This window comes from Methylophilus methylotrophus DSM 46235 = ATCC 53528 (assembly GCF_000378225.1).
Lineage (GTDB): Bacteria > Pseudomonadota > Gammaproteobacteria > Burkholderiales > Methylophilaceae > Methylophilus > Methylophilus methylotrophus.
In genome coordinates this window covers 1-5,457 of the sequence record NZ_KB905152.1, presented here as the reverse complement: position 1 = coordinate 5,457, position 5,457 = coordinate 1, and the positions used below count along the sequence as shown (strand labels likewise).

General features: G+C 52.6%; 6 protein-coding genes and 1 pseudogene. 5 read left to right on the top strand and 2 right to left on the bottom strand.

All coding sequences use genetic code 11. The features are described 5' to 3' along the window. Positions 1-189: 189 nt before the first annotated feature. Positions 190-972: a glutamate racemase gene (gene murI, locus F463_RS0113875; RefSeq protein ID WP_018987706.1), complete on the bottom strand. Its 783-nt coding sequence runs from the start codon at positions 970-972 to the stop codon at positions 190-192. Positions 973-1,034: 62 nt separating this feature from the next. Here murI and F463_RS0113870 point away from each other — a divergent pair, with 62 nt between their 5' ends. From F463_RS0113870 to panB, 5 genes are all read left to right on the top strand, one after another. Continuing rightward, positions 1,035-1,586 carry a cob(I)yrinic acid a,c-diamide adenosyltransferase gene (locus tag F463_RS0113870; RefSeq protein ID WP_026295613.1) on the top strand — a complete coding sequence of 184 codons (552 nt, stop codon included), beginning with the start codon at positions 1,035-1,037 and terminating at the stop codon, positions 1,584-1,586. A 33-nt stretch (positions 1,587-1,619) separates the two neighbouring features. Then, positions 1,620-2,966, top strand: a complete 1,347-nt coding sequence (gene pcnB, locus F463_RS0113865; protein WP_018987704.1) for a polynucleotide adenylyltransferase PcnB — start codon at positions 1,620-1,622, stop codon at positions 2,964-2,966. Then, positions 2,966-3,448, top strand: coding sequence for a 2-amino-4-hydroxy-6-hydroxymethyldihydropteridine diphosphokinase (gene folK / locus F463_RS0113860; protein ID WP_018987703.1), 483 nt, complete (start codon positions 2,966-2,968; stop codon positions 3,446-3,448). Before pcnB ends, folK begins: the two co-directional genes overlap by 1 nt. 72 nt (positions 3,449-3,520) lie before the next feature. After that, positions 3,521-4,159, top strand: coding sequence for a deoxynucleoside kinase (locus F463_RS0113855; RefSeq protein ID WP_018987702.1), 639 nt, complete (start codon positions 3,521-3,523; stop codon positions 4,157-4,159). 57 nt (positions 4,160-4,216) lie between these two features. Next, positions 4,217-5,026 (top strand): 3-methyl-2-oxobutanoate hydroxymethyltransferase, encoded by an 810-nt coding sequence (gene panB, locus F463_RS0113850; RefSeq protein ID WP_018987701.1) that lies wholly within the window; start codon positions 4,217-4,219, stop codon positions 5,024-5,026. Between the two features lie 114 nt (positions 5,027-5,140). On the opposite strand, the pseudogene F463_RS15055 reads toward panB, so the two are convergent. Next, positions 5,141-5,457 (bottom strand): annotated as a pseudogene (locus tag F463_RS15055) (IS481 family transposase); the annotation flags it as partial.

Genomic DNA, 5,457 nt, shown 5'->3' with positions numbered 1-5,457 from the left:
ACTTTGTTGAGCAACGCAAGGGAGCCGTAGGCCGTGATGGCTGGGTGCCCTCTTCTTTGGTTACTTTCTGTGGGGCAAGCAACAGAAAGTAACTCGCCTACAGGCGAAAGAGAATGTTACATAGATTTGCCAAAGCATCCGAATGTAGCAGAATTGTTTTCTGGAGCGTTTTAATTTAAATATATACGCCTAATTATCAGCGTTCCAGAGTTGATGCATCACCCGCTCCGTTTCTTCCGTCCCACTGGTTAAAAACACAAAATCCCCAGCTTCAGTGGCAACATTAAGCATCTGCTTTTGTTCCAGCACCTGATGTAGCCGCTTGGCAACCGCAGCCCCGGTATCAATCAAGGTGACTTCGGGCCCCACAATCTCTTGAATATGCTTTTTAACAAACGGGTAGTGTGTGCAGCCCAGCACTATGGTATCTGCGCCTGCTGCCATCAACGGGTGGCAGTATTGTTGCAATAGAGCCAGTGTCTGTGGGGTATCCAGCTGCCCCTGTTCTATGCACTCTACCAGTCCCACGCAGGCTTGTGTCACGACCTGAACGCCCTGACCATAATGTTCGAGCAGGGCGGCGAATTGTGCGCTTTTGAGAGTGCCGGTGGTGGCGAGTACGCCTATGATGCCGTTTTTGCTGGCGGCGGCAGCGGGTTTGACGGCGGGTTCCATGCCGATAATGGGCAGGGTGTAACGCTCACGCATGGGGCCTATGGCTGCAGCAGTGGCAGTGTTGCAGGCGACGACTAGCGCTTTGGCGCCCTGGCCGATGAGTGTGTCTGCGATAGTAAAGCAGCGTTGCTGGATATCGGTTGCGGTTTTATTGCCATAAGGCGCATGCGCGCTGTCGGCAAAATAGATGAAATGTTCGTGTGGCAGTTGGCAGGTTAAATGCTGAAGTACGCTGAGTCCGCCGACCCCGGAATCCATCACCCCGACCGGGGCGTTGACTGCAATCGCTGAGCACATCGAAATGGCACGGTATGATTTATAATGGTTGGATTATATCGGATTTTAGACAGGTATCAGGCATGGCCAACCGGCTGAGCAAGATTTACACACGCACTGGCGATAGCGGCACAACAGGGCTCGGCGATGGCTCGCGCGTAGCGAAGTATGATTTGCGAGTGGAAGCCATGGGTGACGTGGACGAGCTCAATGCGGTGCTAGGCATGTTGCTGGTGGAAGATCTGGAAGATGAGGTGCGTGACAGCTTGCTGGCGATCCAGCATGATTTGTTCGACCTGGGTGGGGAGCTGTGCATGCCAGGACACCACTTTATACAGGCTGGACGCGTGACGTTTCTGGAAATGACGCTGGATGCATGGAATGAAACGTTGCCACCATTGAAGGAATTTATCCTGCCGGGTGGTAGCCGGGCGGCGGCTGTGTGCCATTTGGCGCGTACAGTATGCCGTCGTGCCGAGCGGGTGTTACATGCCTTGCATGCGCAATCGCCGGTAACCGCTGAAGCATTGCAATACCTGAACCGTTTGTCCGATTTATTGTTTGTCCTGTGTCGCGCGCTGAACCGGCATGCAGGCGTACCCGATGTATTGTGGAATAACCAACATAAACTGTAGCGCAGCCGTGCTGACGCTCGAAATACAAAACGAATGATTAAACAATTACTGCAAAAAGTCTTCCGGCGTCGTGCCAACGCGAACACCCATACCCAATTGCCTGCGGCGCAAATCATCCCGGCGGGCAAACACAAAATCAATCAGAAGCACATCAGTCAGGCAGCACTGAAAACCTGTGACCAGCTACAGAAAGCGGGTTTTAAGGCCTATATTGTCGGTGGTGCCGTGCGCGATTTGCTGCTCAACCATCCGCCTAAGGACTTTGATGTGGCGACCAATGCCACGCCCGAGCAGGTGCATAAGGTGTTTCGCCGCTCACGTATTATTGGACGCCGCTTCAGGCTGGTACATGTGTTGTGGGGGCATGAGACGATAGAAGTGTCGACGTTTCGGGGCCATCACCTGAGCGAAGGTGATGCTGAAACCAACGACAGTGGCCGCATTATCCGCGATAACGTCTTTGGCAGCATAGAAGAAGATGCCGTGCGCCGTGATTTCACTGCCAATGCTTTGTATTACGATCCCAAGCGGCAAGAAGTCCTCGATTTTCACCATGGCGTGGCTGATATTCGTGCCAAAACATTGCGCATCATTGGTGACCCGGTCACACGTTACCAGGAAGACCCGGTGCGTATGCTGCGCGCCGTGCGCCTGTCGGCCAAACTGGGCCTGAAACTGGAAAAGTCTACTGAAGCGCCCATCCGAAAACTGGCTGATCTGCTAGAAGATGTACCACCCAGCCGCCTGTTCGATGAAATGCTCAAGCTGTTCTTGTCGGGGCATGCCATTGAGAGCATCAATGCCTTGCGTGCGCAGCATCTTCATCATGGTTTGCTGCCGCTGCTCGACGTGGTGCTGGAGCAGCCATTGGGCGAGAAGTTTGTCATGCTGGCACTCAAAAATACCGATGAGCGCATCCTGTCCGGCAAGTCTTCTAACCCCAGCTTTTTGTTTGCCACCTTGTTATGGCATGAGGTATTGCAGGCCTGGCAAGAAAACCAGAAGCGTGGCGAGCATATGATTCCGGCCTTGCATGAGGCCATGAACGAAGTCATCGACAAGCAGGCCGAAAAGATGGCGATCCATAATCGCTATACCGCGACCATGAAGGAAATCTGGGCCATGCAGCCGCGTTTTGAGCAACGCTCCGGCAAGCGCCCTTATGCTTTGTTGACCAACCCAAAATACCGCGCCGGATATGACTTCCTGCTGTTGCGTTGTGCGTCTGGTGAATTGCCGCAAGAGATTGGTGACTGGTGGACAAGGTTTGCCGATGCGGGTACGGATGAGCGCACGGCCATGTTATTGCCTGAAAACGGCCCGAAAAAACGCCGCCGCAAGCCACGTAAGAAAAAACCGGCGGGCGGGGAAGTGGCTTAATGGCGACAGCCCTGATTGCGCTGGGCAGTAATTTGCAACAGCCGGAAAAACAGGTTAGCAAAGCGATTGAGGTGTTGTCTAATACACCGGGTCTAAGGTTAACCAAGGCTTCCAGCCTGTATGCCACGGCGCCGGTTGGCTATGATAACCAGCCTGACTTTATCAATGCCGTAGTACAGGTGACGACCGATATCCCGGCGCCACAGTTGATGCAGCTTTTACTTGATATTGAGCAGACGTTTGGCCGCGAGCGCCCATTCCCCAATGCACCGCGTATCCTGGATCTCGATCTGCTGGACTATGACGGTATGCAACTGGACACCGAGCTTTTGAAGCTGCCTCATCCGCGCATGCACGAGCGCGGCTTTGTCATTTTGCCGCTGGCTGAAATTGTGCCCGACTTTATGCTGCCACAGGGAAAGACTGTTGTAGAATGGGTAACAGAATCTCAGCACCCTGATATTAAAAAAATTGGGATGTGAAAAAGTTGGCATGAATAAAACTGGGACGTGCGCATACTGGCACTGATTTAATAAGCTGAACGAGCAAGAACAATGTTTAACCGTTTCCCTTATGTCGTGATTGAAGGCCCCATAGGCAGTGGCAAAACCACATTGGCACGCATGCTGGCCGATAAGTTTTCAGTCGAGTTGCTGTCTGAAAAAGCCGAGGCCAATCCATTCCTGACCCGCTTTTACCAGGATGCCCAGCGTTACGCCTTGCCGACACAGTTATTCTTCCTGTTCCAGCGTTCGCGCCAGATTGAAGATATGGCCCAGCGTGATATGTTCGGCCAACCGACGGTCTCTGACTTTTTCTTGGAGAAAGACCCGCTGTTTGCGCGGTTAAACCTGGATGATGAAGAGTATTCCCTCTATCACCAGATTTACCACCATCTACAACTTAAGGCGCCAAAACCCGATTTGGTGGTGTATCTGCAAACCCCGGTGGATGCGTTGATGGACCGCATAGAAGAGCGCAATATCAGCTACGAGCAGGATATGCCGCGCGAATATATTGCGCGCCTGGCAGAGGCTTACAGCGAATTTTTTCACGCCTATGATGCCTCACCTTTGCTGATCGTGAATAACGAAAAGCTCAATATCATTAAAGACCCTGAAGCCTTTGATTTGCTGATTGAACGCATTGGCCAGATCAAGAGCAGCCGCGAGTACTTTAACCCTAACTTTTAATTGAAATGTGATCGGTCACAAGTTTGTGCCAATCCTATTGGGGATCACTGAGAACAGATGCTGAATACCCTACTCACAAAGGCGGCAGCGGGCGAGAAAATTGCCATGCTGACCTGCTACGATGCCACGTTTGCCAAAGTGCTGGCATTGGCTGGCGTGGATGTCTTGCTGGTGGGGGATTCACTCGGCATGGTGATACAAGGGGCGAGCAATACGCTGGAAGTCACCATGCAGGACATGATTTACCACACGCGGCTGGTGGCAAAAGGCGCCCCCCATACGGTGATTATGACTGACATGCCAGCCTGCAGTTATGAACATGATCCGCAAACGGCGCTGGCCAACGCGCAAACGCTGATGGCTGCCGGTGCGCATCTCGTGAAGATAGAAGGCGGTGGCGAGATGGTCGCCACAGCGCGCTACCTGGTTGAAAATGGCGTGCCTGTCTGCGCACACCTTGGCTTTACTCCGCAATCGGTTGAAAAACTGGGGGGCTATAAAATCCAGGGCAAAACGGAAGAAAGCGCGCAGGCCATGCTGACAGATGCGCAAGCCATGGCGCAAGCTGGGGTCAGCATGGTACTGTTTGAAATGATCCCAGCGGCGTTAGCCACAGAAATTACACAAAGCATCAATGTGCCAACAATAGGGATAGGTGCCGGGGCTGGATGTACTGGTCAGGTACTGGTGTTGCAGGATTTGCTGGGCATTTATAGCGGCCCGACGGATAAAGCGCCGCAAGACTACAAGGCGCCCAGATTTGCGCAAAACTTTTTGCAGCAGGGGGGCAGTGTGCAGCAGGCCGTGAGCGATTATGTGCAAGCAGTCAAGGAAGGGCGTTTTCCTGAAGATAGGCATAGTTATTAGGCGGTGAGGGGTTTTCGCCTTTTCGGCGACCGTTCTTTCTTATGCTTGTCCTGTATAGACCGAGGACATAGGTGACACATGTACGAGGACATGGTTGACACATTAATGTGTTTTTCATGAGTGTGTAAAGTAGATGGTTTCGCAATGATGGTGCGCATAAAACACATCATAGACGCCATCCTCATCATGGCGAGGGCGAATTGCCACTTCATGCCTGTGTAAGGCGCTGGATACCTTGAATCTCTTTCCCTTGTATCGCAACTCACCATTCCATTTCACTGTGACCACCGCATCATCCGGTCCATACTCAATCTCAGGTAGCCTGGACGGAAACCCTCTCGGGCTGGGGCGATAACGACTGACAGGCGTATCCAGTGCAATCGCTTCGTGTGGGCGCTCGTGGTTATATACGCTACGCCAATCATCAAATG

Excerpts from the sequence above, each read along its gene's own strand:
- murI (WP_018987706.1), bottom strand. The coding sequence starts at position 972 with ATGTGCTCAGCGATTGCAGTCAACGCCCCGGTCGGGGTGATGGATTCC.
- F463_RS0113870 (WP_026295613.1), top strand. The coding sequence starts at position 1,035 with ATGGCCAACCGGCTGAGCAAGATTTACACACGCACTGGCGATAGCGGC.
- pcnB (WP_018987704.1), top strand. The coding sequence starts at position 1,620 with ATGATTAAACAATTACTGCAAAAAGTCTTCCGGCGTCGTGCCAACGCG.
- folK (WP_018987703.1), top strand. The coding sequence starts at position 2,966 with ATGGCGACAGCCCTGATTGCGCTGGGCAGTAATTTGCAACAGCCGGAA.
- F463_RS0113855 (WP_018987702.1), top strand. The coding sequence starts at position 3,521 with ATGTTTAACCGTTTCCCTTATGTCGTGATTGAAGGCCCCATAGGCAGT.
- panB (WP_018987701.1), top strand. The coding sequence starts at position 4,217 with ATGCTGAATACCCTACTCACAAAGGCGGCAGCGGGCGAGAAAATTGCC.